Source organism: Sorangium sp. So ce590 (genome assembly GCF_051521365.1).
In the GTDB taxonomy this organism is placed as follows: domain Bacteria; phylum Myxococcota_A; class Polyangia; order Polyangiales; family Polyangiaceae; genus Sorangium.
Window position 1 is genome coordinate 6,911,817 of sequence record NZ_CP150346.1, and the last position, 15,072, is coordinate 6,926,888.

Annotated in this window: 11 protein-coding genes and 1 pseudogene; 5 read left to right on the forward strand and 7 right to left on the reverse strand. The window is 72.4% G+C overall.

The genetic code is table 11. The features are described 5' to 3' along the window. From WMF28_RS25730 to WMF28_RS25750, 5 genes are all read left to right on the forward strand, one after another. Entirely contained in the window at window positions 1–1,365 is a 1,365-nt protein-coding gene (locus tag WMF28_RS25730; protein WP_437595962.1) for an efflux RND transporter periplasmic adaptor subunit, read from the forward strand. A gap of 9 nt (window positions 1,366–1,374) precedes the next feature. Further along, on the forward strand, window positions 1,375–4,509 hold the full coding sequence (locus WMF28_RS25735) for an efflux RND transporter permease subunit (protein WP_437595963.1): 3,135 nt from the start codon (window positions 1,375–1,377) through the stop codon (window positions 4,507–4,509). 3 nt (window positions 4,510–4,512) lie between these two features. Next, window positions 4,513–5,091, forward strand: coding sequence for a TlpA family protein disulfide reductase (locus WMF28_RS25740; RefSeq protein WP_437595964.1), 579 nt, complete (start codon window positions 4,513–4,515; stop codon window positions 5,089–5,091). A gap of 48 nt (window positions 5,092–5,139) precedes the next feature. Beyond that, the gene (locus WMF28_RS25745) at window positions 5,140–5,763 is read left to right on the forward strand and encodes a methyltransferase family protein (RefSeq protein WP_437595965.1); all 624 of its coding nucleotides are present in this window, start codon (window positions 5,140–5,142) and stop codon (window positions 5,761–5,763) included. Window positions 5,764–5,893: 130 nt separating this feature from the next. Further along, window positions 5,894–7,006: a hypothetical protein gene (locus tag WMF28_RS25750; RefSeq protein ID WP_437604385.1), complete on the forward strand. Its 1,113-nt coding sequence runs from the start codon at window positions 5,894–5,896 to the stop codon at window positions 7,004–7,006. Window positions 7,007–7,101: 95 nt separating this feature from the next. On the opposite strand, the pseudogene WMF28_RS25755 reads toward WMF28_RS25750, so the two are convergent. The 7 genes and pseudogenes from WMF28_RS25755 to WMF28_RS25785 form a co-directional block, all read right to left on the reverse strand. After that, a pseudogene (locus WMF28_RS25755) lies at window positions 7,102–7,674 on the reverse strand (serine/threonine-protein kinase); the annotation flags it as partial. Between the two features lie 68 nt (window positions 7,675–7,742). Continuing rightward, window positions 7,743–8,078 (reverse strand): NAD-binding protein, encoded by a 336-nt coding sequence (locus WMF28_RS25760; RefSeq protein ID WP_437595967.1) that lies wholly within the window; start codon window positions 8,076–8,078, stop codon window positions 7,743–7,745. Then, complete coding sequence (locus WMF28_RS25765) at window positions 8,063–9,004, reverse strand: universal stress protein (RefSeq protein ID WP_437595968.1); 942 nt, start codon at window positions 9,002–9,004, stop codon at window positions 8,063–8,065. The genes WMF28_RS25760 and WMF28_RS25765 overlap by 16 nt, the downstream gene beginning before the upstream one ends. A gap of 165 nt (window positions 9,005–9,169) precedes the next feature. Continuing rightward, complete coding sequence (valS, locus tag WMF28_RS25770) at window positions 9,170–11,869, reverse strand: valine--tRNA ligase (RefSeq protein WP_437595969.1); 2,700 nt, start codon at window positions 11,867–11,869, stop codon at window positions 9,170–9,172. Window positions 11,870–12,057: 188 nt separating this feature from the next. Continuing rightward, window positions 12,058–12,795, reverse strand: coding sequence for a ferredoxin--NADP reductase (locus WMF28_RS25775; RefSeq protein ID WP_437595970.1), 738 nt, complete (start codon window positions 12,793–12,795; stop codon window positions 12,058–12,060). A 233-nt stretch (window positions 12,796–13,028) separates the two neighbouring features. Next, entirely contained in the window at window positions 13,029–13,235 is a 207-nt protein-coding gene (locus tag WMF28_RS25780) for a hypothetical protein (RefSeq protein WP_437595971.1), read from the reverse strand. A gap of 778 nt (window positions 13,236–14,013) precedes the next feature. Next, a complete protein-coding gene (locus WMF28_RS25785) occupies window positions 14,014–14,730 on the reverse strand; it encodes a hypothetical protein (protein ID WP_437595972.1) in 717 nt (238 codons plus the stop codon). Between the last annotated feature and the right edge of the window lie 342 nt (window positions 14,731–15,072).

A 15,072-nucleotide genomic window follows, 5' to 3' on the forward strand; every position in this document is an offset into this window, starting at 1 on the left:
ATGCACGGCCGCCTTCACGTTGTTTGGTTACTGCTCCTCGCCGCTCTTTCGGGGTGCGGGGCGAAGGGGACCGGCAACGCGGCGCCGGAGAAGGCCGAGGCGACGCCCAGACCGGCGCCGGCCGTCGAGGGCGCCATGTGCAAGGAGCACGGCGTGCTGGAAGCGCTCTGCACGAAGTGCAATCCGAAGCTCGCCCCGGTCTTCCAGGCAAAGGGGGACTGGTGCAAAGAGCACGAATTGCCGGAGTCCATCTGTCCCATCTGCCACCCCGAGCGCGGCGGCAAGCCGGCGGCCGACGTGGCGAGCGACGGAGCGCCGGCCGACGGGACGAAGGTCAAGCTCAAGACCAGGGACACGGCGCGGCTCGCCGGCATCCTCACGACGAAGGCCGTCGAGCGACAGGGCAGCGGAGGCATCCCCGCCACCGCCAGGATCGTCTACGACGCGCTCAAGGTGGCGGAGCTCAACGCCCGCTCTCCGGGGGTCGTCCGGCAGCTGCACGTGGACGTGGGCTCGGCGGTCAAGAAGGGCGCGGCGCTCGCCGTCATCGACAGCGCCGACGTGGGGGCCGATCGCTCGCGGCTGGCCGGCGCGCTCTCGCGCCTCAAGGTGGCCGAGGAGCACCTGAAGCGCGAGGAGCAGCTCGAGAAAGAAGGGCTCGCGGCGCGCAAGAGCGTCCTCGCCGCGCAGCAGGAGCTCGACGCCGCCCGCGCCGAGCGCGCCTCGCTCGCGGCCTCCCTGGCCGTCGTGGGCGCCAGCGCGGGCGGGGGCGGGGGCTACACGCTCACGACGCCGCTCGCAGGGGTCGTGACCCAGCGCAAGGCGACCGTGGGCAGGCTCGTCGGCGTCGAGGAGACCCTGTTCGAGGTGGTCGACGTCTCGAGCATGTGGGCCGAGCTCGATGTCCCCGAGACCGACCTCCCGGCCGTCTCGCTGAAGCAGCCGGTGGTCATCGAGGTCGACGGCATCGAGGGGCGCGAGCTCCGAGGGGAGATCACGTACGTGGCGCCGGCCATCGACCCGGCGACGCGCACGGCCAAGGCGCGCGTCCCGCTCGAGAACCCGGGCGGCGCGCTGCGGGCCAACATGTTCGGCCGGGCGCGCATCCTCGCCCCCGCGCGCGCCGCGGTCATGGTGCCCCGCGCCGCGGTGCAGCGCGCGAGGACGGTGAAGCTCGTGTTCGTGCGGCTCGCGGAGGACCAGTTCGAGGCGCGGCGGGTCGAGATCGGGGCGACCGAGGGCGACCTCGTCGAGGTGAAGAAGGGCGTGCGCCCGGGCGAGGAGGTCGCGACCGAAGGGAGCTTCCTGCTGAAGACCGAGACCCTCAAGGAGAGCATCGGCGCCGGCTGCTGCGGCGAGGACTGAGGCGCGGTCATGCTGAACGCCGTCATCACGTGGTCGCTCCGCCACCGGCTGCTCGTGATCCTCGCCTCGATCGGCCTCTCGCTCGCGGGCATCCTCGCCTTCCGCCGCCTGCCGATCGACGCCTTCCCGGACACGACGCCGGTGCAGGTGCAGATCAACACCGTCGCCCCTGCCCTCTCCCCCGTCGAGATCGAGCGCCAGATCACGGCGCCCGTCGAGCAGGCGATCTCGGGGCTGCCGAGGCTCGAGGAGGTCCGCTCGCTCTCGCGCTTCGGCCTCTCGCAGGTGACGGCCCGGTTCGAGGACGACACGGACATCTACCTGGCCCGTCAGGTCGTCATGGAGCGGCTCCAGACCGTGGCGCTGCCGTCAGGCATCGATCGCCCGGAGCTCGGCCCGGTCGCCACGGGGCTCGGCGAGGTGTTCCACTACGTGGTCACGGGCAAGGGCAAGTCGCTGAGCGAGCTGCGCACGGTCCACGACTGGGTCATCGCGCCGCAGCTCCGCTCGGTGCGCGGCGTGGCCGAGGTCAACGCCTGGGGCGGCGACGAGCGGCAGATCCAGGTCCTCGTCGACCCGGCGGAGCTCACGGCGCGGGGGCTGTCGCTCCACGACCTGGCCGGAGCGCTGGAGCGCAACAACGCCAACGTGGGCGGGGGCAGCCTGGACCAGGCCGGCGAGTCGAGCCTGATCCAGGGCATCGGCATCGCCACGCGCGTGAGCGACATCGAGGACATCGTGGTCGCCGCCAAGGACGGGGCGCCCATCCGGGTGCGCGACGTGGCCCAGGTGGTCGAGGGGCGCGAGATCCGGCGGGGCGCGGTCACCGCGGATGGCCAGGGGGAGGTCGTGCTCGGCCTCGGCTTCATGCTGATGGGCGAGAACAGCCACGACGTCACGACGCGGCTCAAGGCGCGCCTCTCCGAGGTCAAGAAGAGCCTCCCGGAAGGGATCGACGTCGCCGTCGTGTACGACCGCACCGAGCTCATCGACCGGGTGCTCGGCACCGTGAAGAGGAACCTGCTCGAGGGCGCGCTCCTCGTCGTCGCGGTGCTCTTCGCCTTTCTCGGTAACCTCCGCGCCGGGCTCATCGTGGCCTCGGCCATCCCGCTGTCCATGCTCTTCGCCTTCGATCTGATGCTGCGCGCCGGCGTGGCGGGGAGCCTGATGAGCCTCGGCGCGATCGACTTCGGCCTCGTCGTCGACAGCTCGGTGATCATGGTCGAGAACTCGGTCCGGCGGCTGTCGGAGGACACGAGCGACCGGAGCACGACGGACGTCGTGCGCGACGCCTCGCTCGAGGTCCGCAAGCCGACGATGTTCGGCGAGCTCATCATCATGATCGTCTACCTGCCGATCCTCGCCCTCGAGGGGGCGGAGGGGAAGCTGTTCCGGCCGATGGCGCTCACGGTGATCTTCGCGCTCGTCGGCTCGATGATCCTGTCGCTCACGCTCATGCCGGTGCTCGCGAGCCTCCTCTTGCCGCGCCGCATGAAGGCGCGCGAGAACGCGCTCGTTCGCCTGCTGAAGCGGGCCTACCGGCCCGTGCTGCAGCTCGCGCTGCGGTGGCGCTGGGCGGTGCTCGCCGGCGCGGCGCTGCTCCTCGGCAACGCGGTCTTCCTGGCGACGCGGCTCGGCGCCGAGTTCGTGCCGCGGCTCCGCGAGGGCACCCTCGTCGCCAACACCGTGCGGCTCTCCGGGGTCTCGGCGGGCGAGTCGATCCGCTACGGGACCCAGCTGGAGCGGGTCCTGCTCGACAGGTTCCCGGACGAGATCGAGCGCGTCTGGACCCGCACGGGCACCGCGGAGGTGGCGACGGATCCCATGGGGCTCGAGCTGTCCGACATGTTCATCACGCTCAGGCCGCGGGAGGCCTGGAAGCGCGCCGCGACGCAGGACGAGCTCGTGCAGGCGATGGAGTCGGAGCTCGCGGGGATGCCGGGCATGCGCGTCATCTACACGCAGCCGATCGAGATGCGGGTCAACGAGATGGTGGCGGGGATCCGGGCCGATCTGGGGGTGAAGCTGTTCGGCGACGACTTCGACACGCTGAAGCAGAAGGCGCGCGAGATCGAGGCCGCCCTCAAGAAGATCCCCGGCGCCGCGGACGTTGTGACCGAGCAGATCACAGGCCAGCCCGTGCTCGAGATCGAGGTCGACCGCGCCGCCATCGGCCGGCACGGCATCGCCGCCGCCGATGTCCTGGAGGTCGTCGAGGCGCTCGGCGCGCGGGAGGTGGGGCAGCTCCAGGAGGGCGAGCGCCGCTTCCCCGTGGTGCTGCGCATCGACGATCGCTACCGGGAGGACCCGGCCTCCATCGGCCGCATCCTGGTCACGTCGGCCGGCGGGGAGCGCATCCCGCTCGCGCGGCTCGCGAAGATCCGCACGGCCGAGGGACCGACCGCGATCCACCGCGAGTGGGCGAAGCGCCGGATCGTGGTGCAGGCGAACGTCCGCGGCCGCGACGTGGGCACCTATGTCGAGGAGGCGAGAGCCAGGCTGGATCGGGAGGTCGAGCTCCCGCCCGGCTACTACGTCCGCTTCGGCGGGCAGTTCGAGCACCTCGAGCGGGCACAGGCACGCCTGCTCGTCGTGGTGCCCGTCGCCCTGGGGCTGATCCTGCTCTTGCTCTACTTCACGTACGGGCGGCTCCTCGATGCGGTCCGCGTCTTCACGGGTGTCCCGTTCGCCGCGATCGGCGGCGTCGTCGCGCTCTGGCTCCGCGGCCTGCCGTTCAGCATCTCCGCGGGCGTCGGGTTCGTGGCGCTGTCGGGCGTCGCGGTGCTCGGGGACATGGTGCTCGTCTCCACGATCCGGCAGCTCACCGCGGCCGGGATGCCGGTGCGGGCCGCCATCGAGCTCGCGGCGGAGCGGCGCCTGCGCCCGGTCCTGATGACGGCGCTCGTCGCTTCGCTGGGCTTCGTGCCGATGGCGCTGAACACCGGGGTCGGCGCCGAGGTGCAACGCCCGCTCGCGACGGTCGTGATCGGCGGCGTGATCTCCTCCACGCTGCTCACGCTGCTCGTTCTGCCGGTCCTCTACAGCGTGGCCGGTGGACGTCTCCGCACGGACGCCGCCGGCGAGCCGGACGCCGCCGAGCGCCCGCCGAGCGCCGGCGCGGCCCTGTCGCCCGCTGCGGAGTAGGCGATGAGCGCGCGCTCCCGCCTCCGCGTGGCCGCCGCTGCTGCGGGCGTCCTGGCCCTGGTTCAGGCGCTCGCGGCGGGGATCTACTGGGCCGTGGAGCATCGGCGCGAGGCGGAGCGGCCGGGTCGTCCTTTTGCGTACGAGCAGCTCAGCGGCGCCCAGCCGGTGCCGGACGTCGCCTTCGAGCAGCCGGACGGGACCTTGCTCCACCCGGGCGCGCTGCGCGGCCGGCCCGTGCTGCTCCATTTCTGGGCCACCTGGTGCGCCCCGTGCCGCGCTGAGCTCCCGCTGCTGCTGGAGCTTGGCCGAGAGGTGGAGCAAGCCGGGAGGGTCCAGCTCGTGGCCGTGAGCGTCGACGAGAACTGGGAGGTCGTGCGCGCCTTCTTCGGGGGCGAGGTCCCTCCCGGGGTCGTGCGGGCCGGATCGCCCGCCGTGCAGCGGCGGTTCGGGGTCTCGACGTTGCCTGACACCTTCCTGGTGGAGGCGGACGGCAGGATGGCCCTCCGGTTCACGGGCGCGCGCGACTGGCGAGCGCCCGAAGCGAAAGCGCTGTTGATTGGACAGGAGCGAGCAGGCCCCTGACCGCTCAGCTCCCTGCAACCCTGTTGAACAGCGAGACTGGAGCTCAAGATGACTCGTCCCTGGTTCGCCCTGGCTCTGTACGCCGTCTACATGGCGCTCGCGTTCGGGTGGCGGTCGCTCCGGCAGCGCCGTGCGACCGGATCCACGGGCTTCCGCGGCATCTCGGGGCCGCCGGGATCGCTGCCGTGGGTCGGCGGGGTGCTCTTTGTGCTCGCGATCCTGCTCGGTGTGGCGGCCCCTCTCGTGGAGCTCGCGGGCTGGATAGGGCCGCTTGTCGAGCCCGGCGCTCTGGTCGTCGGGCTCGGCGCGGCCATGACGATCGCGGGTACGCTCGGCACGCTGTGGTCGCAGGGCGCGATGGGTGAGTCGTGGCGCATCGGCGTCAGCGAGGCGGAGCGCACGAGCCTCGTGACCCGAGGACCGTTCGCCGTGGTGCGGAACCCCATCTTCAGCTTCATGATGCTGGCCGCGCTCGGGATGGCGCTGATCGTCCCGAACGCCGCTGCGCTCGCCTCGTTCGGGGCGCTGGTCTTCGCGATAGAGCTGCAGGTCCGGTGGGTCGAAGAGCCGTACCTGCTCGGCGCCCACGGCGAGGCTTACGCAGCGTACTGCGCGAAGGTAGGGCGCTTTGTGCCTGGCCTCGGCGTCGGGGTCCGGTCGCCTTTGCAGTGAATGCAGAGGACGGCCAGAGCGCCGATTCTCAAGCTCCGGCCACGTGCGATAGCCGAGCTCGGCAGCGCAGCGAACGCGCTCGGCCTCGGCGCCCGCTGGGCGCGGAATGCATCTTGAACCGCCCTGATCCATGAGCGACGAGGCTGTGCATCCTGGTGACGCAGCGGGGGCCGCGGCGCTCCCGCTGACCGAGGCGACAAGCGAAGCGGGCGAGCGCGTGCGCCCGGTCGACGCATGGCTCGAGGAGCTCTTGTCCCGCGCGGTGCGCCGCTACAACCGGCGGCCTCGCCCCGCGACGATCGCCACGTCGACCGGCGTGACGGAGCCGACCGACGCGCGCGCGGTCATCCGGCGCGCCTGCATCCGCTCGGCGCTCGCGGGTGGCGCGACCGGGGCGTTCTCGACCGGCGCGGCCGCAGCCACGGCCGAGACGAACGGGCTCGGCGGGCTCATCGCGATCCCTGCCGCCATACTCGCGATCGGCGGCGAGACGGTGCTCCGGCTGCTCCTGCACGTGCAGATGCTCTGCGAGCTCGCGGATCTCTTCGGGCACCGGTTCGATCCAGACGAGCCGGCCGACGTGTGGGCGCTGCTCGCCCTCACGTTCGGCGTCACGGAGCACCCCCAGGACACGGACGATCCGGCGGGCGTGCTCGTGCGCTCGGCGCGCGAGCGCGGCTCGGATGTGGCCAGGCAGCTCACGGCGCGGCTCGCCGGCGAGAGCGTGGCGCGCAACCTGGTGCCCGTGCTCTCGGTCGCCTCGTCGTCGATCACGAGCTGGGTGGTAACCCGGCGCCTCGGGGATACCGCGCGCAGATATGTGCGTTACCGGCGCGCGCTCGACGGGGCGCTCTGCGACGAGACGCTGCGCCCGCACCTCGATCGGCTGTTCGACGGGCTCTGGTTCATCTTCACCGCCGACGGCCGCCTCAAGCCGGAGGAGACCGCGCTGCTCGCGGCCGTGCTGCGGCAGCTGCCGGCCTCGGCGCGCGCTGGCCTGAACGAACGGCTCGCCGACGACATCGCCTGGATCGAGCGCCTCCGCGGCGTGCCGGAGGGCGCGCGCGCCCCGCTGCTGCGTGCGCTCGAGATCGCGGCGGCCGTCGACAAGGTCGCGTCGCTGCGGGAGCGGAAGCTCCTCGCCCACGCCGCGGCGGCCCTCGGCCTGAGGGTCGACGAGGGCGGGCTCGCTCGGATGATCCGCGAGTTCGAGGAGATCGGCACCCTCGGCGTGGCCGCGTAGCGCGGGCCGCCGGCGCCACGACGCGGGGGAGGGTCGCGATCCACGGCGCAATCGGTGCCGACGCGCGCATCGATCCGTCGACGGTCGACAACGAGGCGGGCGTCGACCGACGACTCGTTGCGCGCCTGCTCGGGGGCCATGTACCCGGGCGTGCCGAGGATCGCGCCGGGCGCCGTCAGGCTCCGCGCGAGCTGGATGTCGCGGGCGATGCCGAAGTCGAGCAGCGTGGCGCGCTCGACGGCGCCGCCCGCGAGCATCAGGTTGCTCGGCTTGAGGTCGCGGTGAACGATGCCGAGCTGGTGCACGGCGCCGAGCGTCGCCGCCACCCGCGCCGCCAGCCTCACGCTCTCGATCACCGAGAGCGGTCCCTCGGCGAGCCTCTCCTCCAGCGTCACGCCGTCGAGCCACTCCATGGCCAGGTAGGGCCGCCCTGCGCCGGTCATCCCGTGCGCCACGTACTGCACGACCCCTGGCAGCCGCAGCGTGGCGAGCGCCTCCGCCTCCCGCGTGAACCGGCGCAGGTCGTGCATGCTCGCGCCCTGCAGCACCTTGAGCGCGACCGCCTCGCCCGACAGCCGGTCGCGCGCGCGGTACACGTCCCCCATCCCGCCGGCGCCGGCGAGCCGCTCGATCTCGAACCGATCCTCGATCACATCCGCGGCGCGCATCGCAACGCCAGTGTACTTCGCGCGAGCTCGGACCCCTACGCCCCTCGCGCGCGGCACGTCCCCCTCGCTCACGCGAGCGAGCGACGGACAACCGCGAGCGAGTGCTCCATCACGCTCGGCTCCACACGGAAGCGGTGCAGCGCGCGACGACCCAGCTCCAGCGCGAGCTCCATCTCACCGATGACCGCCTCGTCCGCGCCCCGCTCCTGAAAGAAGACGCGATTCTCCTGGCTGTGGGTCCGGGCCAGCACGGTCGCTCCCGGGCTGACCTCCCGGGCGTGCTCGAGCGCCCGGCGAACCGCCATCCTCTCGGGAATGCAGAGGATCGGCAGGTGCGCCGTGCGCAGGCGCGCCCGGAGGAGGCCGCCGCTCTGCATCAGGTCGGCCGTCAGGTGGTCTGACAAGGCGGCACCACCAGGACGTCGCACGCCACCGCGCGCAGCACGTCCCCGGCCACGGTCCCCAGGAAGGCGTGCGCGACGCCGCTGCGGCCCTGGGTTCCGAGCACCAGGAGATCGTTCTCCGCCTTCTTGACGGCCTTCGCGATGAGCGCCCTCGGCGACCCGTACTTGACGCGGGTCTTCCAGGCCGGCGCGTCGTCCGGCGGGACGTTCGCCTCCGCGAGCGCAGCAGCCAGGATCTGCGCCAGCTCGTGGAGCGCCTTCCGCCGGTACTCCTCGAGGCACGCCTCGGCCTCCTCCAGGGACAAGCTGGGATAGGCCCGCTCGACGTACGGAGCGTCGTAGGCGTGGATGACCGATACCGTCGGGCGCGGCGGCGGGATCACCCGGAGCAGCGAGGTGACGACGTCACGAGCCGCGTCGTCGAGCGCCAGCGCGAGCGCTGGATGCCGGTACGGGGCGTGCGGGCGCAGGCGAACCACAAGCACCGGAAGCCGCGCTTGCCGGAGGACGCGCTCGGCGGTCGAGCCCAGGAAGAGGTCGCGAAGCCCGCGGCCTCCGCCGCGACCCACGACGATCAGATCGGCGGCGACGGCGGCCGCATGCTGGACGATCTCGACGGCAGGAGCGCCTCCCCGCACGGCATGCTGGATCGTGACAGTCCGGGGCAGCGTCCGGGCCAGGGCCGCCACCTCGGCCTGGAGCGCCTTCCTCGCGTCGTTCTCGGCGCGCTCCCGGGAAAGGGACTTGAGCCCCTCGGGGACCACGTGCAGGAGGGTGATCCGGGCGTCATCCGCCAGGGGCAGGAGCGCGGTCCGCCCGACCACCCGATCCGACGCCGCCGAGAGGTCCACGGGGACGAGCAGCGAGCGGAACCTGCCGGGCGCATGCAGCGCTTCGTGGTGCGGTGCGGGGGTGCTCTGGGTCATCGGTCAATCCTACCCGCCCTGCGTGACGGCGCGAGGAAGCGCTCGCGTCGCGTCGATGGCGTCGTGGCTGCCCGCCGCGTCATGGCGGTTCCCCTCGCAGCCCGGCTCCCCGCAGCAGGGGACGGAGCTCGCCGCGCGGGCCGAGCTCCCTCCCCTCGGGCCGGGCTACTCCGTGGCCGCCGCCTCCCCCGCCCCGGCCGCCGCGCCCGCCGCCGCCTCCACCTCGCAGCGCACCACCACGACCTCGCCGTCCGCGAGCTCCGGCCGCTCCACGAGCGTGTGCGCGCCCGCGCGCACCGCCGCGAGCAGGTCGCCCAGCGAGGGCCGCAAACGGGCGAGCGTCGCGGCGTTCGCGCCCAGCGCGAGATCCGTCACCACGCGCCCCACGCTCGCGCCGAGCTCGCTCTTGCGCTTGTTGACGGCCGCCATCGCCCCCGCCGCGAGATCCAGGAGCCCGGCGTCCGCCGGCGCCGCGACGTCCGCGAAATCCGCCGCCGCCGGCCACGTCGCCCGGTGGATCGAGGCCTGCCCCGTCTCCTCCGCGTACACCCAGCGCCAGACCTCGTCCGTGATGTACGGCAAGACCGGCGCGAACAGCCGCAGCAGCACCGACAGCCCGAGCCGCAGCGCCGCCACCGCCGAGCCGCGCGCCGCCTCCCCGGCGCCGCCCTCGCCGCGCGCGCGCGCCTTCGCGAGCTCCAGGTAGGCGTCGGTGAACCAGCGCCAGAAGAAATCCTCGGTGCGCTCGAGCGCCGCCGCGAACTCGTGCTCATCGAACGAGCGCGTCGCGTCCGCCACCACCGCCGACAGCTTGTGCAAGAACGCCCGGTCGAGCTCCTCGGAGACCGGATGGAGCTCCGCGGACTGGCTGAGCACGTACTTGCTCGCATTCCAGATCTTCGTGACGAGGCGCTTTCCGATCTTCAGCACCTTCTCGTCGAACGCCGTGTCCGTGCCGAGCCGCGCGCTCGCCGACCAGTAGCGGACCGCGTCGGAAGAATATGTATCGAGCAGGTGCATCGGCGTGACGACGTTGCCCTTGCTCTTCGACATCTTCTTGCGATCGGGGTCGAGGATCCACCCCGAGATCGCGATATGACGCCACGGGATCGACGACTCGTGCAGCATCGCCTTGGCGATCGTGTAGAACGCCCACGTCCTGATGATGTCGTGGGCCTGCGGCCGCAGATCGGCCGGGAACAGCCGCGCGTGGCGCTCCTCGTCGTCCCCCCAGTGCGAGCTGATCTGCGGTGTGAGCGAGCTCGTGAACCACGTGTCGAAGACGTCGGACTCCGCGGTGAAGCCGCCCGGCTGGTCGCGCTGCGACGGCTCGTACCCGGGCGGCGCGTCGACCGTCGGGTCGACCGGGAGCCTCTCGCGGGTCGCGAGCAGCGGCCTGTCGTGATCCGGGTTGCCCTCGGCGTCGAGCGGATACCAGACAGGGAACTGCACGCCGAAATAACGCTGGCGGCTGATGCACCAGTCGCCCTGGAGCCCCTCGGTCCAGTTGCGGTACCGGAGGCGCATGAAATCCGGGTGCCACGCGATCTTGTCGCCGAACTCGAGGAGCTCGGCCTTCTTGTCGGAGAGCCGGACGAACCACTGCCGCGTGGGCACGAACTCGAGCGGCTGGTCGCCCTTCTCGAAGAACTTCACCGCGCGCTCGATCGGCTTCGGCTCGCCCCGGAGCGCCGGGCCGGCGCCGGGCGCCGCCGCGTGCTCGTCGCGGCGGAGGAGCTCGACGACCGCGGCGCGCGCCTGCTTCGCCCCCTTGCCCTGGAGCGGCGCATAGGCGGCGTTCGCCGCGGCCGGGTCGCGGCTCTGCCACTCGCCCTCGCCGAACGTCACCGGGAGGAGACGGCCGTTCTTGCCGAGCATCTGCCGGAGAGGGAGCTTCTGCTCCCGCCACCAGATCACGTCCGTCGCGTCGCCGAAGGTACAGACCATCAGGATGCCCGTGCCCTTCTCGCGATCGACGAGCGGGCTCGGGAAGATGGGCACCGGGGCGCGGAAGATCGGGGTGAGCGCCGTCTTGCCGAAGAGGTGCCGATACCGCGGGTCCTCCGGGTGCGCCGTGACGCCGACGCAGGCCGCGAGCAGCTCCGGGCGCGTCGTGGCGATGATGAGCTGCTCGCCCGTCCCCTCCACCGCGAACGCGATGTCGTGGAACGCGCCGGACTGCTGGCGATCCTCGACCTCCGCCTGGGCCACGGCGGTCTGGAAATCGACGTCCCACATCGTGGGCGCGAAGACCGAGTAGAGATGGCCCTTCTCGTGCAGATCCAGGAACGACAGCTGCGCCGTCCTGCGGCAGTGATCATCGATGGTGGCATACTCGTGCTGCCAGTCGACCGAGAGGCCCACCCGGCGGAAGAGCGCCTTGAAGACCTGCTCGTCCTCGCGCGTGACCTTGTGACAGAGCTCGATGAAGTTGGGCCGCGACACGATGCGCGGCGGCTCCTTCTTCATCGCCTCCGGCGACGCCTGCGGCAAGGTCAGGCCGCGCTCGTACGGCGTGCGCACGTCGGTGCGGACGTGGAAGTAGTTCTGCACGCGCCGCTCGGTGGGCAGGCCGTTGTCGTCCCAGCCCATCGGGTAGAAGATGTTGAAGCCGCGCATCCGGCGCTGGCGGACGACGACGTCCGTGTGCGTGTAGCTGAAGACGTGGCCGATGTGCAGCGAGCCCGAGGCGGTCGGCGGCGGCGTGTCGACGACGAAGGTCTCCTCGCGGGGACGCGACGGGTCGTATCGGTACGTCCCGTCGGCCTCCCACACGTCGGCCAGGCGCTGCTCGGCGACGGGCGAGTCGAAGTGCTTCGGGAGCGTCGCGGGATCGATGGTGCGGAACGTCTTCTTGGTCGTCACGTGGTCACCTGCAGAACAGACCCGCAGGAACCGCCCGCGGGGGCGGCATCCTACGTCGTACCCAGGGTGCCGCTCAAGGCGCGCCGCGCCGCGGGGCGGCGATCCGCGACCGCGTCCGCCCGAGGCCGGCGGCTCCCCCGTGGCGCCGTGACAAGGCCGGCGGCGCCGCCGCGGACGGGCCCGGAGGCTCAGTCGTAGCGCTCGACGTGGACGTGCTTGCGGGGGACGCCGAGCTCGCCGCGGGCGAGCTCGCGGACGGACGAGACCATCCGATCGAGGCCGCAGATGAAGACGTGCGGGGCCGGATCGCCGCTCTTCTCCGCGAGCTCCCGGTAGAGCTCGGGCGCGTGCGCCTGCACGTAGCCGCGGCGGCCGGACCACGAAGGGCCGCCCCGCGAGAGCGTGATCTCGTAGCGGATCCGGTCGGATCCGCGCGCCAGCGCCTCGAGCTCGTCGCGGTAGATGGCGTCCTCCTCGAAGCGCGCGCCGAACAGGATCCACAGGTGGGGCGCGGCGAGCCCTGCGCGCAGGGATGCGTGCAGCATGCTCCGGAGCGGCGTGATGCCGGTGCCGGTGGCGACGAACAACGAGGGCGAGGAATCCCCGGAATCGCGGGTGAAGAGCCCGTGCGGACCGATGGCGCGGAGCGTGGCGCCGGGCTCGATCCGGTGCAGGTGCTCCGAGCCGGCCCCGCCCTCCACCAGCGTGACCGCGAGATCGAAGCGAGGCGAGCCGTCGGGAGCGGATGCGATCGAGTAGGCGCGCTTCACCTCGCCGCCCGAGAGCGGGAGCACGAGGTTGACCCACTGTCCTGCCTCGAACAGGAACGACCTCCCGTCGGCGCGCTCGAACGAGAGCTCGCGCACGAAGGGGCTGAGAGGCCGGGCGGCGACGAGGCGGGCTTCGAACGGTTCGGCGTGGATCATGGTCGGGCCCGGCGAGGCTCAGGCTGCGGGAGCCGCGCGGGTAGCGAGGTCTTACCGCAGCCTGCGCCTCGGCCCAATCACGATCGAAGCCGGGAGGGCGCCGCCGGAGGACGCGCCATCGCGGGAATCCCGGGCCTCAGGTCCGGGACAACGCCGGAGGGCAGCCACGCCGCCGAGCGCGGCCGGGCCGGAAGCCCGGGGCCCGCGCTCCGGCGGGGGAGCCGGCGCGGGATCTACCGCTGCACGCCCATGCGGCGGCGCTGCGGGATGTTCACCGCCGGCCGGGAGCGGTCCTGGCTGGGGAGCGCGCGCGGCGGGCGAGGATCCCGGTGCGCGGGCTTCGGCGCAGGGGGCTGCCCTCTCTGCGGCGGGCGCGGGTCGGGTGTCTTGGCCGAGCCCAGCGCGAGGTCGGAGACGGGGAGGTGCGCGCGTCGTTGCATAGAATCCTCCATTCGATCGGTCATCACCACATCAGGAAGAGCACCAAGGCTGAACGAAACCTTCGAAGAACCGGCTCTCATAGACCCTCCATTCATCGTACGACCCCGGATTGCAGACAGACCGAACCCGCGACGGACACTGGCTCTCTGGGCCTCTCCATGGCCGCTCGACAGGCGCTCTCTCGACGCACCTCCGCCTCTCGTCGGGACGGGACGGTCCGCCTCGCCGCGCGCTCCCTGTCGAGATGCCTCAGCGTCTCGACGTCAGGAGAGATGGCGAGTCGGCCCGTCGCGCCACGAACCGTCCGGCTCGGTGCTTCGAGCGCGCGGCCAGCGAGCGAGAGACAACCACCAGGAGATCGCGGATCTCCTGGAGATCGACCTCCAGCGCCTCGGGCTCGTCCGCTCGTCGGCCACGCTCCGTCATCATGAGCGCACGACGCGAGCTCGCGCGGGGTTCCGCGGGTCGCCGTCGTGGCGGCTCATACGCGACAACACAAGGACGCCGTGCCACCCTGGGCAGCAGGCGCTCAACCTTGACGGCCGCGCGACGGAGCGGTGGTTTCAGCCGGGAGTGCGCATGGTCGACGCGGGCTACGCGTCGAGAGGAACGCTAGCACTCGGCCGGGAGCATGCCCAGCGATTTTTGTGGAGGAGGGCAGTTCGCGCGCTGGCATCGCGTCGGCATCGCGTCGGCATCGCGCTGGCTTGCGGCCTTTTGCCGCGGACATCGAGACCTGGATATCGCTGCTGAGCTGGAGACACGGGGCGCTCGTGCTCAGAACGCGACGCGCAGCCCCGCGCTCAGGGGGCCAGCCCCGGGCGACGCAGCGACGGCGCCCGGACCGACGAGGAGCCGCGCGACGACAGGCGCGCTCGACGCGGCGTCGCGCCGCACCCGCTTCTTGCCGATCACGTAGAGCGGCAGGCCGATGGCGGCGCCGGCCACCCCGCCGGCCGCGGTGGCGATCGCCAGCTTGGACGCTTCGCTGCGCCCCGCGCTGCTGTCGTCGTAGCTCGCGAAGACCAGCACCGCGCCGCCGAGGATGGCGGCGCCGCCGAGGCTCGCGAGGACGAGCCCCGAGACCATCATGACAGGGCTGTTCCACTCCGTCGTTCGCTCCTCGAAGTCGTCGAAGTCCCTCCGCGCCGCCGCGAGCTCCAGCTCGATCCGGCGCTGCGCGGCGCGCCGCTCGTCCTCGGAGCCGATCTCGTGGACGCGGCGCGCCTGGCTCTCCAGCGCCGCGATGCGCGCCTCGTGCACAGCGGCGGTCTCCTCCCACGTGGCCCCCGGCCGGAGACCCGCCACGGCCGGCGCGACAGGGGGCGCGGGCGCCGCGGGCGGCGGGGTCGAGGCGCCCGCCGCGCCTCCCGCCGGCGGCTCCGCGGCGGCGGGAGGCGCGGGCGCCGCGGCGGCGAGGGCCAGCGCCCACGCGACGAGACGACAGCGCGCTGCGCGACCACGGCGGTGCGCCGACGACACGCGCGGACGCACGGGTTGGGACTGGACCGGTTCCATCAACGCAGCGTCATCGCTCGACTGAGCGGGGTCAAGGCGCGAGCAGGCGAGCAGGCCGCCGGGTCCTCAGGCCCTCAGGAACGAACGGCTCTGACGGCGTCTTAACGATGGACAACCCGGGGCGGCCGAGTATAGTGCCACGTTCTTGCTAGCACTCACATCTCGTGAGTGCCAGAACCCCAAGCCAACGCCAGCATCCGGCCAGACGGCAGAGGCGCGCCCGAAGCTGTTCCCGGGGAGACCCGGGAGCCGAGGCACGAGCGTGCCGCCATGCACGACGCACGGGATGAAGTGACGTCAGGTCGTGACCGGTGGGTC